At 30.4% G+C, this 15,471-nt stretch carries 19 protein-coding genes and 2 pseudogenes; 15 read left to right on the plus strand and 6 right to left on the minus strand.

All coding sequences use genetic code 11. The features are described from left to right. Window positions 1–63: 63 nt before the first annotated feature. From VIM70_RS15650 to VIM70_RS15665, 4 genes are all read right to left on the minus strand, one after another. Entirely contained in the window at window positions 64–492 is a 429-nt protein-coding gene (locus VIM70_RS15650; protein WP_331946711.1) for a DMT family transporter, read from the minus strand. A gap of 104 nt (window positions 493–596) precedes the next feature. Next, a complete protein-coding gene (locus VIM70_RS15655) occupies window positions 597–1,082 on the minus strand; it encodes a dUTP diphosphatase (protein ID WP_331946712.1) in 486 nt (161 codons plus the stop codon). 73 nt (window positions 1,083–1,155) lie between these two features. Beyond that, window positions 1,156–1,704, minus strand: a complete 549-nt coding sequence (locus tag VIM70_RS15660; protein WP_331946713.1) for a 2'-5' RNA ligase family protein — start codon at window positions 1,702–1,704, stop codon at window positions 1,156–1,158. A gap of 39 nt (window positions 1,705–1,743) precedes the next feature. After that, window positions 1,744–2,292, minus strand: a complete 549-nt coding sequence (locus tag VIM70_RS15665; RefSeq protein WP_331946715.1) for a hypothetical protein — start codon at window positions 2,290–2,292, stop codon at window positions 1,744–1,746. Between the two features lie 238 nt (window positions 2,293–2,530). On the opposite strand from VIM70_RS15665, the gene VIM70_RS15670 reads away from it, so the two are divergent. The 10 genes from VIM70_RS15670 to rlmH all read left to right on the plus strand — a co-directional run bounded on the left by VIM70_RS15670 (window position 2,531) and on the right by rlmH (window position 10,226). Next, complete coding sequence (locus VIM70_RS15670; RefSeq protein WP_331946716.1) at window positions 2,531–2,689, plus strand: DUF1540 domain-containing protein; 159 nt, start codon at window positions 2,531–2,533, stop codon at window positions 2,687–2,689. Between the two features lie 217 nt (window positions 2,690–2,906). Further along, window positions 2,907–4,163 carry a UDP-N-acetylglucosamine 1-carboxyvinyltransferase gene (locus VIM70_RS15675; protein ID WP_331946717.1) on the plus strand — a complete coding sequence of 419 codons (1,257 nt, stop codon included), beginning with the start codon at window positions 2,907–2,909 and terminating at the stop codon, window positions 4,161–4,163. Window positions 4,164–4,188: 25 nt separating this feature from the next. Further along, window positions 4,189–4,974 (plus strand): MBL fold metallo-hydrolase, encoded by a 786-nt coding sequence (locus tag VIM70_RS15680; protein ID WP_331946718.1) that lies wholly within the window; start codon window positions 4,189–4,191, stop codon window positions 4,972–4,974. Between the two features lie 25 nt (window positions 4,975–4,999). Beyond that, on the plus strand, window positions 5,000–5,560 hold the full coding sequence (locus VIM70_RS15685) for a GerMN domain-containing protein (RefSeq protein WP_331946719.1): 561 nt from the start codon (window positions 5,000–5,002) through the stop codon (window positions 5,558–5,560). A gap of 136 nt (window positions 5,561–5,696) precedes the next feature. Further along, a complete protein-coding gene (locus VIM70_RS15690) occupies window positions 5,697–6,200 on the plus strand; it encodes an SEC-C metal-binding domain-containing protein (protein ID WP_331946720.1) in 504 nt (167 codons plus the stop codon). 198 nt (window positions 6,201–6,398) lie between these two features. Further along, window positions 6,399–7,019, plus strand: coding sequence for a TetR/AcrR family transcriptional regulator (locus tag VIM70_RS15695; RefSeq protein WP_331946721.1), 621 nt, complete (start codon window positions 6,399–6,401; stop codon window positions 7,017–7,019). Window positions 7,020–7,048: 29 nt separating this feature from the next. Continuing rightward, a complete protein-coding gene (locus VIM70_RS15700) occupies window positions 7,049–7,951 on the plus strand; it encodes an ABC transporter ATP-binding protein (protein WP_331946722.1) in 903 nt (300 codons plus the stop codon). Window positions 7,952–7,956: 5 nt separating this feature from the next. Then, window positions 7,957–8,754 (plus strand): ABC transporter permease subunit, encoded by a 798-nt coding sequence (locus tag VIM70_RS15705; protein ID WP_331946723.1) that lies wholly within the window; start codon window positions 7,957–7,959, stop codon window positions 8,752–8,754. A 57-nt stretch (window positions 8,755–8,811) separates the two neighbouring features. After that, window positions 8,812–9,609 (plus strand): ABC transporter permease subunit, encoded by a 798-nt coding sequence (locus VIM70_RS15710; RefSeq protein ID WP_331946724.1) that lies wholly within the window; start codon window positions 8,812–8,814, stop codon window positions 9,607–9,609. Window positions 9,610–9,746: 137 nt separating this feature from the next. Next, a complete protein-coding gene (rlmH, locus tag VIM70_RS15715; RefSeq protein WP_331946725.1) occupies window positions 9,747–10,226 on the plus strand; it encodes a 23S rRNA (pseudouridine(1915)-N(3))-methyltransferase RlmH in 480 nt (159 codons plus the stop codon). 54 nt (window positions 10,227–10,280) lie between these two features. Here rlmH and VIM70_RS15720 read toward each other — a convergent pair. After that, window positions 10,281–10,652, minus strand: a pseudogene (locus VIM70_RS15720) (FBP domain-containing protein); the annotation flags it as partial. 347 nt (window positions 10,653–10,999) lie between these two features. On the opposite strand from VIM70_RS15720, the gene VIM70_RS15725 reads away from it, so the two are divergent. Next, complete coding sequence (locus tag VIM70_RS15725; RefSeq protein WP_331946726.1) at window positions 11,000–11,293, plus strand: CD3324 family protein; 294 nt, start codon at window positions 11,000–11,002, stop codon at window positions 11,291–11,293. 16 nt (window positions 11,294–11,309) lie between these two features. Here VIM70_RS15725 and VIM70_RS15730 read toward each other — a convergent pair. Then, a pseudogene (locus tag VIM70_RS15730) lies at window positions 11,310–11,471 on the minus strand (YmaF family protein); the annotation flags it as partial. Window positions 11,472–11,737: 266 nt separating this feature from the next. On the opposite strand from VIM70_RS15730, the gene VIM70_RS15735 reads away from it, so the two are divergent. The 4 genes from VIM70_RS15735 to feoB all read left to right on the plus strand — a co-directional run bounded on the left by VIM70_RS15735 (window position 11,738) and on the right by feoB (window position 15,233). Then, on the plus strand, window positions 11,738–12,205 hold the full coding sequence (locus VIM70_RS15735) for a hypothetical protein (protein ID WP_331946727.1): 468 nt from the start codon (window positions 11,738–11,740) through the stop codon (window positions 12,203–12,205). A 374-nt stretch (window positions 12,206–12,579) separates the two neighbouring features. Next, complete coding sequence (locus tag VIM70_RS15740; RefSeq protein WP_331946728.1) at window positions 12,580–12,816, plus strand: FeoA family protein; 237 nt, start codon at window positions 12,580–12,582, stop codon at window positions 12,814–12,816. A gap of 54 nt (window positions 12,817–12,870) precedes the next feature. Further along, the gene (locus VIM70_RS15745; protein WP_331946730.1) at window positions 12,871–13,095 is read left to right on the plus strand and encodes a FeoA family protein; all 225 of its coding nucleotides are present in this window, start codon (window positions 12,871–12,873) and stop codon (window positions 13,093–13,095) included. An 89-nt stretch (window positions 13,096–13,184) separates the two neighbouring features. Further along, window positions 13,185–15,233 carry a ferrous iron transport protein B gene (feoB, locus tag VIM70_RS15750; protein WP_331946729.1) on the plus strand — a complete coding sequence of 683 codons (2,049 nt, stop codon included), beginning with the start codon at window positions 13,185–13,187 and terminating at the stop codon, window positions 15,231–15,233. Window positions 15,234–15,471: the final 238 nt, after the last annotated feature.

Below are 15,471 nucleotides of genomic sequence, written 5' to 3' on the forward strand. Positions count from 1 at the left end.
ATGTATTGTTGCATTATAATAGTATATGCAAATTCTCAAAATATGTTAATACATTAATAATTATTAACATTTCCATTTAAATATTATTATGCCTACAACCATTACACCAATTCCTACAAATTTAGAAAGTGCAAATTTAACTTGCTCAGCGCCAAACATCCCAAAGCGGTCAATGATACCTGCTGCTAGTAATTGAGCAACTAAAATAATTGCAATGGAACAGGTTGGTCCCATGCTTCCTATGCCTAGCATAACAGTAAATATAATAATAGCTCCTAAAGCTCCTCCTAAAAGATATAATTTATTTACATCCTTTATTGCTTTGAAATTACCATTACCAGCTATAAAGAGTATTAAGATGGTCAAGATTAATCCAGTGCCTTGAACAAATACATTAGTTTCCCAAAGCCCAATTTTTTCGCTTACTCTTGTATTAAAAACACCTTGAAGGCTCATACAAACACCCGCAACTATAGAATATATTATACCCAATTACAATCACACTCCTCAAATGTAGTTTACCCAGAATGCGACGTTATATTTAAAAAATATAAACCGCTTTTCTTAAGAAAAGCGGTTAGAAGTGTTAAAGTATTCTAGTATCCATTATCTTGACGTTCATGATTAATTTTGTTTTTATATAAATATGCGTTTTCTATTTCTTCGTCAGAAAAACCTAAACTATTTCCTAAGACTAAAAAATTATTGAAAATATTCAAATAGGTATCAATAGAAGAAGAAGTTATGAAATCTGCAACATTTACATATAAATTTAAAAACTGCTGTGATAATTCTTTATTGTTATTTTGAATGTTAAGTGTGATGTTATCAAAGCTTTTTTCAAGTCCTAAACTTAAAATGAAATGAAGACAATCTACATACTCTTCAAGAATTACATCGTTTGCTGATGGTTTTTTTGTACTCCAAAATTTAAAACAACGAGTTTCATTTGCTAGTTCACCTAGCTCAACTTGAAGGGCTAGTATTTTTTTATTTAACAATGGTACTCCTTCAAGTTGATGTTCGGATTGAATTCTATGGTCTAAAGCATCTTGCATTTGAAATAATTTATGTAAATTCATATTTGAAACCGCCTTTTCCTTAATTATGTATATTCATTTAATACTTAAGTTAATAAAAAGTACATTCTATAATTTATAGAATGTATTTTTTAACAACCATTTCATCATTATTATTTATAGGTTTCCAAAGTTCTACAGAATTGATTGTGATAGTTCTAGAAATTTTTTCATCTTTAGCTAAATGGCAAGCCGCTAAATATTCACTATTAGACCATTCTCTATCAGCAAAATTTGTATTAGCCAGTGATATATGCATATTCCAATTTTCAATATTTTCTCTAACTTTAAAGTTCTGTGAATCTAAAATATAATTTATGCTTTTAGATAATTTATATACTGCACCTTCATTTTTAATATTTAAGTTAACAGATTTATAGGGTGGATCAAAACATATTACACCATTTAATTCAACTTCAAATTTAGTATAATCCTTTATAATATCTTTTAAAGAAATATACAGATCGTCAAGATTGGGATTGGTTATTACTTCCAGAGTTATATGAAGTTTAGGCAAATTAGTATCAGAGCTAAATAAGTTGTATTTAGTGCAGATCGATCTCTGTAAAGATTCTATGTATTCATAAGAATCTTCATCAAACAAGCCAACCAAATAGTAAATCATGGTCATCCCCCTTAAAACTAAAATATAAATTTGTGTTTTTTAATATTCTCTTAGCTCATAGGTTTTAACTAACATTTCTTTTTTATTACTAACTTGTTTCCATAATTCAAGTCTACAAACTTTTATAAACTTAAAAAAATCTTCCGCATCTAAAGTATCATCAATAAAAATTGCGCTTCCGTTACATGATTTTTTAATAATATGATTAGCATTAGCAAGTTGAATATGCAAATCAATTTTATCATCATCTGTTTTAACGTTAAAGCCATGCAAATCTAAAGTGTCTGTTATATTTCTCGCTAAACGAAAAATATATCCTTTGTCATAAACCTTGAGATTAACTTGACTTAAATTTTCACTTAAAGTAATACTATTATTTATGCCTACTTTAAAATTTTTATAAGGAACTAAAATTTTAGAAATAACTGCATCTAATTTTTCTAAATCAGGGTTTGTTATAGCGCTTATAGGTATACAAAGATTAGGGGAGCTCTTATATAGTTTGTATTTTCTACAAATATCTCTTTGAATATTTTGAACTGTAGAATTCGATAAATCATCAAATAGAGCAACTAAAAAATATTTCATATTTTTCCTCCAAGCAAAATTAATAACCAACATATTGGTTAACATTATTATGATTAAATTATAAATGTATTATAACATAATTTTAGAGTTTTGTATTTTCTATGTAAATTTATGTATTCAAATTTATGAAAGAAAAGAAATATAGCTATAATAATATAAATATTTTATTTTATTAGTATAATTATTTTTAATTACGGTAATAATAATTTTATAATTGATAAAAGGAGGTGCTTTTTTTATGAAGCATAATGATAGTATAGGTTGTGCAGTAAATGAATGTGAATACCATTGTAAAGATGATAACTTTTGTACTTTGAACAAGATTGATGTAGTAAAACATGAAAGTGTTGCTAAAACAGTACAGTGTACAGATTGTGGAAGTTTTAAAACAGTATAATAACATTAATAATATAGAAAACACCCGTGGGAACATGGGTGTTTTTTGTATTATCCCTAAAAAAGATGACAAACTTGCAAAAAAATCTATTTAATAAAATAATATAATTACATTTTTAAAATAAATGTTAGAATACAATGCATGTATGGTATAATTCAATTGTATGTATAAAAATAATAATACTAAATACATAATGTATAGTGAGGATGATACAAATATGGATAAATTGATAATTAACGGTGGACGCAGTATCCTTGGTCAGGTAGAAATAAGTGGTGCAAAAAATGCAGCAGTAGCAATTTTACCAGTAGCTATAATAGCAAGCAAGGGAAAATGTATCATTGAGAATATTCCCAATATAGAAGATGTAAATTGTATTGAAAGAATATTAGAAAATTTAGGCTGTGAAATTAATAGAGAAAAAAATTCTGTCTCCATAGATAGTACAAATATAACTAGCATAGACGCGAATACAGAAGATGTAAGAAAAATGAGAGCTTCATATTATTTAATTGGTGCACTTTTAGCTAGGTTTAAAAAGGCTAGAGTAGCATTGCCAGGTGGATGCCCAATAGGGGCTAGACCAATCGACCAACATATAAAAGGGTTTGAGGCACTTGGGGCAACAGTGACTATCGAGAATGGAGCAGTAAATGTTCAAGCTGATAGGTTAATTGGGACTAGTATTTATTTTGATGTTGTTAGTGTAGGAGCAACAATAAATGTAATGGCTGCGGCAACACTTGCCGAAGGTACAACTATTTTAGAAAATTCAGCAAAAGAGCCACATGTTGTTGATGTAGCTAATTTCTTAAACTCTATGGGCGCTAATGTAAAAGGTGCAGGTACGGATGTTATAAGAATTATAGGTGTAAAAGAGTTAACTGGATGTACCTATAGTGTAATTCCAGATCAAATTGAAGCGGGGACCTTTATGATTGCAGCCGCTGCTTGTGGTGGGGAAGTAACTATAAACAATGTTATTCCAAAACATCTTGAATCAATTTCCGCAAAGCTTATTGAAATGGGTGCAGAGGTAATTGAAGGTGGAGATAGTGTTACTGTTAAAGCAAAAGGAAGATTAAAGGCTGTAAATATTAAAACACTGCCTTATCCAGGATTTCCAACGGATGTTCAGCAACCAATGAATACATTGTTATCTGTTTCAGAGGGTAGAAGCATAATAAATGAAAGCATTTGGGAATCTAGATTTAAACATGTTGGTGAACTAAATAAAATGGGTGCTAACATAAAAGTTGAAGGAAGTGTTGCTACGGTTGATGGCGTAAGTAATCTTATAGGTACAGTGGTTGTTGCATCAGATTTAAGGGCAGGGGCAGCTTTAGTAATTGCAGGCCTTATAGCTGAAGGTACTACGGAAATCTTAGGCATAGAACATATTGATCGTGGATATCCAAATATTGAAGAGAAATTCAGGAATATAGGCGCAGATATAAGAAGAGTTACTGTATAACAATTTATAATCAAAGGAGAAAATTATGATTTTTTGTCCATTATATAGTGGAAGCAGTGGAAATAGCATATTTGTGGCGTCACAAGACACAAAGATCTTAGTTGATGCTGGTATGCCAGGGAAAAGTATTGAAATTGCACTTAAACATATAAATCAAAATCCTAATGATCTTGATGGCATTTTTATTACACATGAACATTCTGATCACATAAAGGGTGCAGGGATTATTTCTAGGCGATATGATATACCAATTTATGCAAATGAAAATACTTGGAATGCCATGAAAATAAAAATAGGTAACATAAAAGAAAAGAATATAAGAGTTATTAGTAATAATTTTGTGGATATAATGGACATGCATATAATAAATTATAAAATATCACATGATGCGGCAGATCCCATAGGATATTCTATATATAGTGGAAACAAAAAGGCATGTATAGCTACAGATTTAGGATATTTTTCTGAGGAAGTAAAGACTATAATAAAGGATGCAGATGTAATTTTACTCGAGAGCAACCACGACGTAGAAATGGTAAAATTCGGGCCATATCCATATCCGCTAAAAAGAAGGATATTAAGTGATATGGGTCATTTATCAAATGAAGCGTGTGGCCAAGCTATAGTAGAAATAATGAATGATAAACGAAAACATATTATTTTAGGACATTTGAGTAAAACTAACAATTTTCCTGATTTAGCTTATCAAACAGTAATTAATATACTTAGAGAGAATAATATTGAAATAGGAAGGGACATTTCTTTGAATTTAGCTAAAAGAGATATGCCAAGTGATGTAATTGACTTTTAACGACATTTTAGGGGGGGGGTCAAATATGAAAAAAACAATTAAAATATTATTAAGTTCATTGCTAATTGTTTCGACAGTAGCATTTTTCGGGTGTGAAAAAAAAGATAGTCAAAGTGTTACAAATAAGGAAAAACTCGAAAATCTAAAACTTCCACTAGAAAAAGATGGATTTATACAATTGGGTATTTATTTTGATGGTTCTAAAGGTAGTACTACTATGCAAGTTGTGAAAGATGAGAGGCTTATTAATAAAGAGGAACTCATTGGAGAAACAATTATGCAAGAACTTATAAAGGGACCTACCCTCAAAAGTGAGTTAAAACCAATACTTCCTAAAGAAACTAGGCTACTAAGCTTTTCAATTACAGATAATATTGCTTATGTTAATTTAAGCAAAGAAGCTAAAACAAATATGACAGAGTTAAGAGAAAAAACCTGCCTAGAAAGTATAGCAGCATCATTAACCCAATTGCCATCTGTAAAGAAAGTAAAAATTACAATGGAGAATAAGGATATTGATACTATAGGTGGAAACTATAATATATCTAAACCCTTTGGTAAGGGCGAAGTAGTTAAAGTTAAGTAATGTAAGTCAACTTATAAAATATGAAAAAAATGTATTAAATTTAAGAATTTCAAACATATATGTTGAATACTAGTGGAATTTTTATTATAATAATATAATAAAACAAAATATATAATGATTCGGAGGAGAATGGAGTATGAGTTTATATCAGGAATGGACAGATATGGTTGTTGACTATGTTAAACGTAGAGGAGAACCTGCGTTTTGGCATGATTATGGAGAAATTGAAAGACGTATTTATACTAAATTATTATCAAACCATAAAGAGGAAATTAAGGGTACAGTAGATGAACTTGCAAAACACTTTGACGTATCTAATATATATTTCATGGGATTTACTGATGGAATAAATGATAGTCTTTTAAAATCTGTAGTTTTAGAGGAAACACAAGGTGACACACAAGTAGAATTTAAAATAGATTTCGAAAGACTTTATTTTAATATGTTAGATGCAAAAGCAGATTATCTTTATGAACTTCCACAATGGGAAGGTATTTTCTCAAAAGAAAAAAGAAAAGAAATTCAAATAGCGTATAGAGATTCAAAAATGGTAGTTAATCCTGATAAAATTGGAAGAAATGACTCTTGCCCATGTGGAAGCGGAAAAAAATACAAGAAATGTTGTGGAAAAGAAAAATAATCTTAGTATAATTATGTAAAATAATAAATGGATAAAGAATAAAACTTTGCTTTTATAGCAGGGTTTATTTCTTTTTGTAAACCTTAGCATCTTATTCAAAATATATATTGACCAAGATGGTCAATGATGATAGAATATTAATAATATATATTATAATAACTTTTAAAAAAATAATAAACTAAGAAATAAGGTGAAAACATGTTTTCAAAGTTCTTAAACTTAAAGAAAGAAAAACAGAAGAAAATATTGGAAGCTACTATTAGAGAATTTGCAGATAAAGGTTTTGACAAAGCATCTACAAATGAAATTGTTAAAGAAGCAGGAATATCAAAAGGGATTTTATTTCATTACTTTAAAAACAAAAAAAATCTTTTTCTATTTGTTTTTGATTATTGCGCTGAACTTTGTTTAGATGAATTTCTAAAAAAAGTTAATTTTAAAGAAACAGATTTTTTTGCTAAGTTACGTCAGATAGCATCACTTAAGCTAGAACTTTCGCATAAATATCCTGAAATATTTAAATTTTTTGAAGTTGCAATGGGTGAAGAATCTACTGCATTAAAAGGTGAAATAGAAGAAAGAAAGAAAAAAATTAGTGAGAGTAGCTATAGTAAAGTACTTAATAATATTGATATGTCGAAATTTCGCCATGGAGTTGATGCAGGTAGGGCTATTAATATTGTAATGTGGACACTAGATGGGTTTGGTACTAGTGAACTACAAAAGGCAAAATTATCAACTTCTAAACAACTGAATTATGAAAAAACGCTACATGAAATGGATATTTACATTGATATGTTTAAAAATTGTTTCTATTAAGAACACAAAAATAGATTGGGGGCTTAATAATGAATGTTATTGAAATCAAAAATTTGACTAAAAGTTATGGCACTGCAAGAGGAATTATAGATGTGAGTTTTAACGTTGAACAAGGAGAAATTTTTGGATTTATTGGACCTAATGGTGCAGGAAAATCAACAACGATAAGAACATTATTAGCTCTGATTTATCCAACTAGTGGTAGTGCTACAATTTTCGGTAAGGACTGCATAGAATTTGGTCCTGAGATTAGGAAGGAAATAGGATATCTACCATCAGAAATTTTTTATTATGATAATATGAAGGTTATAGACCTATTAAAATATTCAGCTAGTTTTTACAAAAAAGATTGTAGCAAAAGAATTACAGAACTAGCTGAAATAATGGATCTTGATCTTAATAAGAAAATTGATGATTTATCTTTTGGTAATAAAAAGAAAGTTGGTATTGTTCAGGGACTATTACACTCACCTAAACTTATTATACTTGATGAACCTACTAGTGGACTGGATCCACTTATGCAACAAAAATTCTTTGAACTGCTAGAGGAGGAGAACAAAAAGGGTGTTACGATTTTACTTTCTTCTCATATTTTATCAGAGGTCCAAAGGTTATGTAACCGCGTTGCGATCATTAAAGAGGGTAAAATCATAAAGCTTGATAAGATTAGTACATTACAAGAAAATAATCATAAAAAATTTAAAATTGAAATGAAATCAAAAGTAGATGTTAAATCAGAATTAAAAGATAATTACTTTAACTTCAATGGGGTAACCAACTTAGATATAAAAGGTAACATAATAAACTTTTTATTTAGTGGAGACATTAATTTTATTATGAAAAAGATTTCGGAAATAGAAATAGCAAATCTTTGGATTGAAGAGCCAGACCTTGAAGAAATCTTTATGCATTACTACGAAAAGGAGGACTAAAAGCTATGAATATGTTTGTTCATGAATTGAAGGCTTATAGAAAATCCACTATTATTTGGACGTGTTCTTTAATAGCACTTGTTGTTCTTTTCTTATCAATGTTTCCTGCTTTCTCAAAGGAAGCTTCGGCATTTAAAGAAATAATGAAAGGATTTCCAGAACCAGTAAGAAAAGCATTGGGGCTCTCTGTAGATAGTATGTCTTCTATTTTGGGGTTTTACTCATACATGTTTTTATATACAACACTCTGTGGAGCCATTCAAGCTATGAATCTAGGAACCTCCATTATATCAAAGGAAGTTCGGGGAAAAACAGCAGATTTTCTTTTAACTAGGCCTGTTACTCGCGGTGCGGTTATGACATCAAAGCTAATGGCTGCATTAACCTGTCTTGTAATTACCAATGTAATCTACTTGGCAGCTACTAGTATTATGGTTTCTTTTGTAACAACAGAAAAATATAGTTATAAAATATTTTTTATGATCTCTATTACATTATTTTTCGTTCAGCTTATGTTTCTTGCTTTAGGGATTATAATCTCTGTTTTAGTTCCTAAAATTAAATCTGTGTTACCTATTTCTCTTGGAACTGTATTTGCATTTTTCATTATTGGTATGTTTGTAGCGACTACGGGAGATGATGTAATGCGGTATATTACTCCATTTAAGTATTTTGACACAAATTATATTCTGAAAAATTCTAGCTATGAGAGTTCATTCATCTTAACAGAGATAGGGTTTATTGTTGCAGCAATTACTGCCAGTTATTTTGTGTATTCTAAAAAAGATGTTCATTCTGCTTAAGAATTGTAAGAATATATAGTTATTAACGGATAATAGGGAATATAGGGAGGTTAGTTTATGAATGTATTTATTGTAGAGTTGAGAGCCCATAGAAAAAGTCTTATTATATGGGGATTTGGTATAATATTTATGGTTGCCGCCGGCATGGGAAAATATGTAGCATTATCATCCTCAGGTCAGTCTATGAATGAGGTATTTGCGCAAATGCCAAAATCTATGCAAACATTTTTTGGCATAGCTGGTTTTGATGTGTCAAAGGCCAGTGGTTACTTTGGAATGCTCTTTTTATACTTAACGATTATGGCAACTATTCATGCTGTTATGCTTGGAGCTGATATAATTTCAAAGGAAGAGAATGATAAAACTGCAGAGTTTTTACTTTCAAAACCTATATCAAGAAATAAAATCATAACATCAAAACTATCAGCAGCCCTTGTGAATATTATAATGTTTAATATTATAACTCTGGTTTCGTCTATTGTTGTAGTAGGGAAATATAGCAAAGGTGAAGCTGTAAGTTCAGAGATAATAGTCTTGATGGGTGGTATGTTTATTATGCAGCTTATATTTATGTTTATTGGTACAGCAATAGCTGCTGCAAGCAAACATCCAAAGACTGCAACATCTATATCTACAGCAGTTCTTTTAATTACGTATTTATTATCTATGGCTATAGATTTAAGTGGCAAGATTGGAAATCTTAAATACTTTACACCATTTAAATACTATGAAGCTAAGAATTTGATTTCTGATGGTGGTTTTCAATGGAATTTTGTAATATTATCAATTGTAATTATTTTAGCAATGCTGAAAATAACATATGTGTTTTATAAGAGAAGAGACTTGAGCATATAATGGTATTGAAGTTTTGATTATAACATGGAGGTTTTCTCCATGTTATTTTTAAAAATTTATACATTTGAAATATAGCATAGTATAGTATATTATATATATGGCTAATCTTAATATAAGTGAAATAAAGGGGATTTAGAATGAACATAACTATAATTTGCGTAGGGAAAATAAAAGAGAAGTATTTAAAAAGTGCAATAGATGAATATACAAAAAGACTATCTAGATACTGTAAGCTTAATATTATTGAATTAAATGATGAGAAGACTCCAGATAATGCTTCTGAAAAAGAGGAGATTTTAATAAAGCAGAAAGAAGGAGAATCAATACTTAGAAGCATAAAGGAGAATATGTTTGTAATTGCGCTAGAGCTTAAGGGAGATATGATATCCTCTGTGGAGCTTTCAAATTATATTAGAGATTTAGGAATAAGGGGAGATAGTAATATAGCTTTTGTTATTGGAGGTTCTTTAGGGTTATCAAATGCTGTTTTAGAAAGATCTAATTTTAAATTGTGCTTTTCAAAGATGACTTTTCCACATCAATTATTTAGAGTAATGTTACTGGAACAGATCTATAGAGGCTTTAGGATAATAAGTGGGGAACCGTACCACAAATAATTCTCAGATAGTGTCCAATAATCATGAATAGAGGTCTGGATATGCATGTCCCTGTCAATTTATATTGTTAACATCTTTTAAAAGTTTCTCAAGCTTTTCTGTTGATGCAACTCGTTCGTTACACTTCTTGCTATCTAAACATAGATCAAAGCCTATTGACCTATAGGAATCTTGCCCAGTTGTTTTGCAGATAGGGGAAACAAAGTTTACTTCATTATCGCCAGCTGAGTGATTGCAAAGCACACATCTATGAGCGTTATTGGAACCAGAACTTGAAACTCTACATGCCATACCTATAAGCTTACCAGCCATATTATAAGCTACAAATAATTTACTGGTGGAGTTATCAATCCAACCTAAATATACATTGTTTGTTTCCTGAGCATTTAAGTTAGGTAATTTTAATTTCTTTTCCTTTTTAAATAATATTAGAAGTTTGTATTTATGAAAGGTGTGAACAGTATGATTTACAAAAATGATTTGGATTTAAAGAAACTCCTTGCGAAGGCCATAAGAACTAAATCGGCTATGCTTTGCTTGGAGATTATTTTGTTAAAATAGCTGATGTTGAATTATATGGTCTTGCTAAGTTCTTTTTGATATACATTAAAGGGCTTTAGTTAGTGCGCAATTATTCAGCATTAGTTGATTTAATAGATGATTTCATACTTTCATTCATTTATATAAGAATGGAAACTGTTGCAAACGTAGCTTTGTAACAGTTTTTTTGGTCTTCGCTTCAACAAAAATTAAATTTTTGGAGGAGTAAAGATATGAAATATAGTAATGCATACAATGTTTTACCGATTGATATAGTAAAAGTTATTCAACAATATGTTGATGGGGAATATTTATATATACCAAGAAAAGAAGAAGAACAAAAGAAATGGGGAGAACAAAGCGGCTCAAGAGATACTTTAAAAAAAAGAAATGCGGAAATTTATTCAAAATATATAAAAGGTGCTGAAATTTTAGATTTAGCTCAGGAATATTATCTATCCGATAAAAGTATAAGAAGAATCATTAGTCAGCAAAAGAAGGCAGTGACTTTCACAGCAACGCCTTAACTCAACTACATTTATACTAAGCTTCTTCTTCAAATATTGGAGCTTCTATAAGTGTAGCAAAAATTAATTCATGGAAATGGTCATCAACGACATTAGTTTTAGCTTCTACAAAATGGACATGCCTACCATCGCCAACAGGTTTCTGTAGGCCAGAGGTTGCTTCAAATTCATGGTCGTGAAATTGCTTTTCTTTTTTACAACAATCTTTATCATCATGTTTTTTTTCACAGCCACAATTGTCATCATGTTTTGACATTAACATCACTCCTTCTCTTTAGACATTATTATTATAAGTAGTTTATTTTAAAATGGAACTATATATAAAAAGGAAGATAATCACAGTACTACCTTTTTATAGTTTCCGTATTCAACTAAGATAAGATATTGTAACTAAATAATGAAAGGTGAATAATATAAAGTGTTAATATTATTTTGGAGGTACTTATGTACGACTACCGTTGTAAAAATTGTGAAAATCTTGGACAGTGTATGCCTATGATGAATATGCCTATGTATGAGGAAAATGATGAAGACTTAAAAAACATGTATCCTAAAATTTATATCAGAATATATCCCATGGTAAAGCACCATTGTGATATGATGATGTCCTGTTATGGACCTATGTATTGCCCCAGCAATGATGAAATGGAGCATATGTGTAAAGAAGTATGTGACAGGTACGAAAAATATTATAGGGATGACGAAGATGACGAAGATCACGAACATCACGAACATCGAGAAGATCCCAATGATGATGATATGAGACAAAGGCAACGCTTTAACAGACGTGGAATTGGGGATTTAGCCAGGATACTGTTTATTGGCGATTTACTTGGAAGAAGAAGACGTAGAAGATTTTTCGATCATAATTTCGATCATGATTTCGATCATGGACACCACCATGGATATTAATATAAATGTCAATAATATCATGAAGTGAGCCCAGTCATCGTATAGCGTACGAATGAAGTAAATGATAGTTAATAGCCATTCTCCTCTAGAGAGAATGGCTATTTTTATTACTCTTTTATATTGATAATAGATTAAAATCATTAATTGGAAAAGTTGATTTTTAGGGCATCAAATTTATCTTTTAATATAAAAATTATTATGGAAAGGTTAATATGCTATTGATATTTTCAGAATTGTATAGTAGAATGAAAACACAATTTGCATTATAATGGTAATCAATATCTATACAAGCGTGGATAAAATTTTATAAAGAGCAATTTTTTTTAAGTATTTGTTGATAATGAATATCAAAATCAATTTAAAGGAGTGGTATAGTGTCAAATTTAATAGGATTAGATAAAGCTTTAATAAAATCTAAGGTTAAGGTTGTGAAAATAGTTCCAGGAAGTACAATACGAAGAAGAATAATGGATATGGGAATAACTATAGGTATTGAAATAGTGGTTGAAGGCAAAGCTCCTATGGGTGATCCTATAGAAATTCAAGTAAGAGGATATAAGTTAAGTCTTAGAAAAAACGAAGCAAAGGATATCATGGTGGAAATAATATAGCTTGTTTGATTAACAATATTTAATGTTAGAAGGGAGGATTTAATTGTGAGTAGTATGTGTATACCTTTGAATGCAATAGGAATCGGTAAGTTAGTTCAAGTAAACAACATCGAAGGTGGAGAAATTCTGTGCAAGAAGCTTTTAGAAATGGGAATGAACACAGGAGCCATAATCAAAATGGTCAAAAATGACACAGGAGCCTTAATAGTTAAGGTTGGTGAATCACGATTGGTACTAGGGAGAGGAATGGCACAAAAGGTTAGAGTGAGAGAAATTTAAATATAACCAAAGGATAATATTTTGTTATTTAAGGGTGATAGATATGAAACAATTAATTATTGTTTCATGCATAATACAGGAGGTTCAATATGAGTAAAGATTTAGTAATAGCTTTAGCTGGTAATCCTAATTGTGGTAAGACCAGTATGTTCAATGAATTAACAGGTGCGAAACAACATGTAGGCAACTGGCCTGGTGTTACAGTTGAGAAGAAAGAGGGTAACCTTAAATTTGAAAATAGAAATTTAACGGTGGTAGATTTACCTGGTACCTATAGTCTTGGAGCATATTCTGAGGATGAAGTTGTAGCCTGCAACTTTATATTAAAAGATAAGCCTGATGTAGTAATTAATGTAATTGATTCTACTAATCTTGAAAGAAACTTGTATTTGACAATGCAACTTTTAGAAACAGGTGCAAAGGTAATTTTAGCACTTAATATGGCAGATGAGGCCAAAAAAAAGAATATACAAATAAATATAAAAGAACTATCAAAACAACTGAATTTAACTATTATACCTACAGTAGCTCCTAAAGGGGAAGGTATAAAAGAGCTAATGAGGGAAGCAATAAAATTAAGTGATCAAAGTAAAAATAGTGTGTATAAAGTTGATTATGGTAAAGACATAGAAAAAGAAATTAAATTAATTAAGGAAGCCATTTCAGAATGTGCAGCGACTTCAGAATATCCCACCGAATGGGCAGCATTGAGGCTTTTAGAAAATGATGAATATGTAAAGAAATACATAAGTAAAATAGAAAATGATGAAAAAGTAAGTAGTAAAGTAGAAAAAAGTATAGAGAATCTAACATCAATAATAGGTTATGAACCCGATACATTTATAATTGATAAGAGATATGAAGCAATAAGTAATGCAACAAAGAATTGTGTTACAAAAGAAGAAATTACAGGAGAAACTACATCTGATAAAATAGACAAAATAGTTACAAATAAATGGCTTGGAATGCCAATATTCGTGTTGATAATGTTCTTTATGTATCAAATTTCAATAAGTTTTGGTAATGGGTTCTTAGGTGGGATATTAGGCGATGGCATGGATTCATTAGGAAAATTTTTAGGTAGTACGTTAGCTAATGTAGGAGCCCCTGAGCTTTTAATATCATTTGTAACAGATGGACTAATAGGTGGTGTTGGATCGGTACTTGTATTCATGCCAATGATCCTTACTATGTATTTTCTTATGTCTATACTTGAAGATAGTGGATATATGTCAAGAGCTGCATATGTAATGGATAAACTTATGAGTTCACTCGGACTACATGGTAAGACTGCTATTGCTCTCATATTAAGCAGCGGATGTGCTGTGTCAGGTATAATGTCTACAAGAACATTAGAAAGTAAGAAAGATAGAATGGTAGCTATACTAATTAGTCCTTTCATGTCATGTCCGGCAAGACTTGTAGTTTATGGAGTATTTGTGGCTGCCTTCTTCGCGGATAAGAAAGTTTGGATTTTTAATGAAGGCGGATTAATAATATTTTTACTTTATGTTTTAGGAATAGTAGTTGCTATATTAATGGGTAAATTTTATAGTAAGAAAGTATTTAAAGGAGAAAATTCTTATTTTATAATGGAATTACCTCCATATCGTTTACCAACAGCTAAAAGTATATTTGTTCATATGTGGGAAAAATCACAGCACTTCCTAAAAAGGGCAGGTACAATTATTCTAGGAGTAGTTGTGATTGTTTGGGCACTTTCAAACTTACCATATGGAGTTGAGGCTGGAAGTCAACATAGTATACTTGGTATAATAGGCACATTTATAGCTCCAATATTTGCACCAGCAGGTTTTGGAAATTGGCAGTCAGGAGTAGCACTTATTACTGGGTTCGCAGCTAAGGAAGCAGTAATAGGTACTTTAGGGACAATATATGGGGTATCGAATGGACCGCATCTTATAGGAGCAATTCAACATGCGTTTACACCTCTTACAGCACTATCATTTATGGTAATGACCCTTTTATATGTACCTTGCGTGGCAACTATAGGAACAATTAAGAAGGAAACTAACTCAACCAAATGGGCTGTAGTATCAGCAGTAGTGAGCTGTTTAATTGGATGGGTAGGTGCAGTTATGGTTTATCAAATAGGTACACTTCTAGGCTTTAGTTAATATAACTCAATAAAAAGAGCAAGTCTAGCATGGTATTGATAATGAATATTAATATCAGGATAATTGTAAACGGAGGTGAACCTATGTGCATATTACTCATAGACCAGCTAATTAAAGTCAACTATAAATTTTAAAAAGTGCTTACTAATTTTAAGGCATAACAAAAAGACCATTTCGAAACACGAATGATGGTAAATTTAGTAATTAATTAAAATTTAATTAAGCTACCGACCTAGAA

The organism is Clostridium sp. (genome assembly GCF_036569345.1).
Taxonomy (GTDB): Bacteria; Bacillota; Clostridia; order Clostridiales; family Clostridiaceae; genus Clostridium_AD.